Raw genomic sequence first — 2,893 nt, forward strand, 5'->3', positions numbered from 1 at the left:
CAGCTTCCCCTGCTGCCCCCTGCCTCTCTATATTTTGCTCATTTGCATTTGATACCAGAGTTTTTAATTAGAAAATAGTCGCAGCTACTTAGTTACAATTTTAGAAATTTATCCATTTCAGATTGCCAATCTTTGAAAAGATTCCAAAAAGATTGCTGGTATTGGCAAAATTAAAATAGTGCTAATTTTTGTATAAGACGTGAGTGCAGAAAGTTTAGAAATTGCTAAAACCTTCTACCAGACTGGGAAAATTGCCTTTGAAAATGGGCGATACCGCGAAGCTGTAGAAAATTTAGAAAAGGCCAGCGCCCTGTTAGCTCGTAATTCTCGCTTTGGGGGTGAAGTAGAAATTTGTCTGGTGACAGCTTATGAAGCGGCTGGGCGCACGGATGAGGCGATCGCTCTTTGCGAAAGACTCAAACGCCATCCCTATATTGAAATCAGCAAACAAGCGCGACAGATGGTTTACATCTTAAAAGCACCAAAGCTGAAAAGACCTAGTGAATGGATGACCGAAATCCCGGATTTGGACACACTACAAGATAATGAACTCAAAATTTCTATAGCAGCTAAACCCACTAAATCTTCTGTGCCGCAGAAGCAAAAACCTACAGAGCCAGAATTTGTTGACCTCAGTCAGGTCAATACCAGAGATAATCGCTTTATCTGGGTAGCGCTAATTGCCATTGGTTTAACCATCTCGTACTTGGTTTGGTTGAATTTTTCAGGAACCCCTGGCTGATACCATGTTGACTTTTGGGGAGATTTATGGTTACAACTTCTTCAATTTTCGGAAAGATTTTGTTGTGGTTAATCAGACCATTTAGTTTTGTATTGACACTGAATGGTCGAAATCGAATGAACCGCGTCTTTCCTATGCGAAATCCTATATTGTGGCTAGTACTGTTAACATCTCTGTTACTGACTGGCTGTGTTAAGTACGATGTAGGGCTTAACTTTGATAATTCAAATGGTGGCGAATTCGTACAGCATATTAAGTTGGGAGAGCGACTAACCAGCTTTAGTGGCGATTCTGTATACGAATGGTTGAACAGCATAGAACGCCGCGCCCGTCAATTAGAAGGTAAAACGCAGCGAGTTTCCCAAGAAGAAATCATCGTTACAATTCCTTTTAGTAGTGGTAGGGAATTGCAAGAGAAGTTCAACGAATTTTTTAATTCCCGTACAAATCAATCCTCTGAGGCTGTGCAGAGAAAATCTGACTCAGAACTGCCAAAAATTGAATCAAACGTCCTCTTGGAGCAGAATTATTTTTTACTTTTAGTCCGAAATCGGTTGATTTATGATTTGGATTTGCGATCGCTTGCTCTAATTGCCAGCAAAGGTAACGTTCTAGCTAATGCTGGTTCAATTCTCGACTTGGAATTTAGCTTAAAAACTCCTTGGGGAGCCAAAAACATTCAACTAACTGAAACTGCTATTGAGCCAGAAAAAAATGGCAATCAACTGGTGTGGAAACTCCAGCCTGGTCAACTCAACCACATAGAAGCGGTTTTCTGGCTTCCTAGTCCCCTTGGTATTGGTGCATTGTTAATTATCCTATTTGTCTGGGGAGGATTGTACTTGAGATATAATTTCATGCCAGATCCCAGAACTCAATTGCTTCCCAAAGCAGCAGCTACCCAGGAACAGTAGACTATTCATCTATTGAGGGAATTGGGAATTGGACATTGATTATTCCCCCTTGTCTCTACTATTCCCCATTCCCCATTCCCTGTTCCCGGTTTTCGCTGCCATACCAGCGTTCAGCAAGTACATTGAGTTGATGAAGGATTCCAATGAGTTCCTTACCCCGTTCTGTCAGACCGTAAGTTACTTGGGGTGGAACAGTTGGTTCATATTGGCGATAAATAATCTCTGCTGCCTCAAGCATTCTCAGTCTTTCTGTTAAAACCTTGGTAGAGATGCCCTCGACTAAGTGCTTCAATGCAACAAAGCGAGTAGGCCCACTCTTACACAACACCCACAGTATATACATTGTCCAAGGGCCTGATAGTAAAGACATCAGAATGCTGATTGGGCAAGCATCAGAATTTTTAGAGACAGACATCGATAAATTCGCCAAAATTTTCCAATAGTTACTTTATGGTAACTACTTTACTTTAGTAACTAGTTACTTTTAGTATCTGATGTAATGCTTTGAAATAGAGACTCAAAAAAAGTAAAAGCAGTAAACTCTAGTTAATCAGGAGATATTTGGTGGTAAATATTCTACATATTGATTCCAGCCCCCGTGCTGAACGATCGCACTCACGAGAACTATCTAAAGAATTCGTCAGTGCTTGGAGGGCAGCACATCCTGAAGATGCGATCGCCTATCGAGATTTAGGGCATCACCCAGTTCCTCACGTTAATGAAGCTTGGATTGCGGCAGCATTTTCACCACCAGAAACCCATACCCCAGAATTAACTGAGGCAATCAGAGTTTCTGATGAACTGGTTGATGAGTTTTTGGCAGCCGATCGCTACGTCTTTGGAGTGCCAATGTATAACTTTAATATACCTTCCACTTTTAAGGCTTACATCGACCAAATAGTTCGCATTAACCGGACTGTTTCTTTAGATGCTCAAGGTTTTAAAGGGTTAGTCGACGGTAAAAAGGCAGTTGTTATTACAGCCCGTGGTGGTGACTTTAGCCCAACCTCTCCTGCCGTTGCTTATGACTTCCAAGAACCATACCTGCGGACTATTTTCGGCTTTATTGGGATTACAGATATTCAATTTATTAACGCTAACAGCCTGAACGAGGGTGATGCCCGTACCCAATCTCTAGCAGAAGCACGGGCAGCAATTCAAGACGCGATCGCTCAGTGGTAATGTATGGAATTGGGAATTGGGAATTGGGAATTGAGAAGAGGACAAGGGGAAAGAC

The 2,893-nt window shown here is 41.8% G+C and carries 4 protein-coding genes; 3 read left to right on the forward strand and 1 reads right to left on the reverse strand.

Annotated features, from left to right (window positions below; translation table 11 throughout):
* The first annotated feature begins 199 nt into the window (after positions 1–199).
* Together GNF10_RS36170 and GNF10_RS36175 are read left to right on the forward strand one after the other, a co-directional pair.
* The gene (locus GNF10_RS36170) at positions 200–742 is read left to right on the forward strand and encodes a tetratricopeptide repeat protein (protein ID WP_185587561.1); all 543 of its coding nucleotides are present in this window, start codon (positions 200–202) and stop codon (positions 740–742) included.
* Positions 743–768: 26 nt separating this feature from the next.
* Positions 769–1,656: a DUF3153 domain-containing protein gene (locus GNF10_RS36175; RefSeq protein WP_185587563.1), complete on the forward strand. Its 888-nt coding sequence runs from the start codon at positions 769–771 to the stop codon at positions 1,654–1,656.
* Between the two features lie 58 nt (positions 1,657–1,714).
* Here GNF10_RS36175 and GNF10_RS36180 read toward each other — a convergent pair whose 3' ends face one another.
* Entirely contained in the window at positions 1,715–2,071 is a 357-nt protein-coding gene (locus tag GNF10_RS36180; RefSeq protein ID WP_185587565.1) for a helix-turn-helix domain-containing protein, read from the reverse strand.
* A 149-nt stretch (positions 2,072–2,220) separates the two neighbouring features.
* Between GNF10_RS36180 and GNF10_RS36185 the strand changes: the two genes are divergently transcribed.
* Positions 2,221–2,838: an FMN-dependent NADH-azoreductase gene (locus GNF10_RS36185; protein ID WP_185587567.1), complete on the forward strand. Its 618-nt coding sequence runs from the start codon at positions 2,221–2,223 to the stop codon at positions 2,836–2,838.
* Positions 2,839–2,893: the final 55 nt, after the last annotated feature.

It is taken from the genome of Nostoc sp. UCD121 (assembly GCF_014222285.1).
Taxonomy (GTDB): domain Bacteria; phylum Cyanobacteriota; class Cyanobacteriia; order Cyanobacteriales; family Nostocaceae; genus Nostoc.

What these genes read in the sequence shown, in the direction of transcription:
- GNF10_RS36175 (WP_185587563.1), top strand. Translation starts at nt 769, where the DNA reads ATGGTTACAACTTCTTCAATTTTCGGAAAGATTTTGTTGTGGTTAATC.
- GNF10_RS36180 (WP_185587565.1), bottom strand. Translation starts at nt 2,071, where the DNA reads ATGTCTGTCTCTAAAAATTCTGATGCTTGCCCAATCAGCATTCTGATG.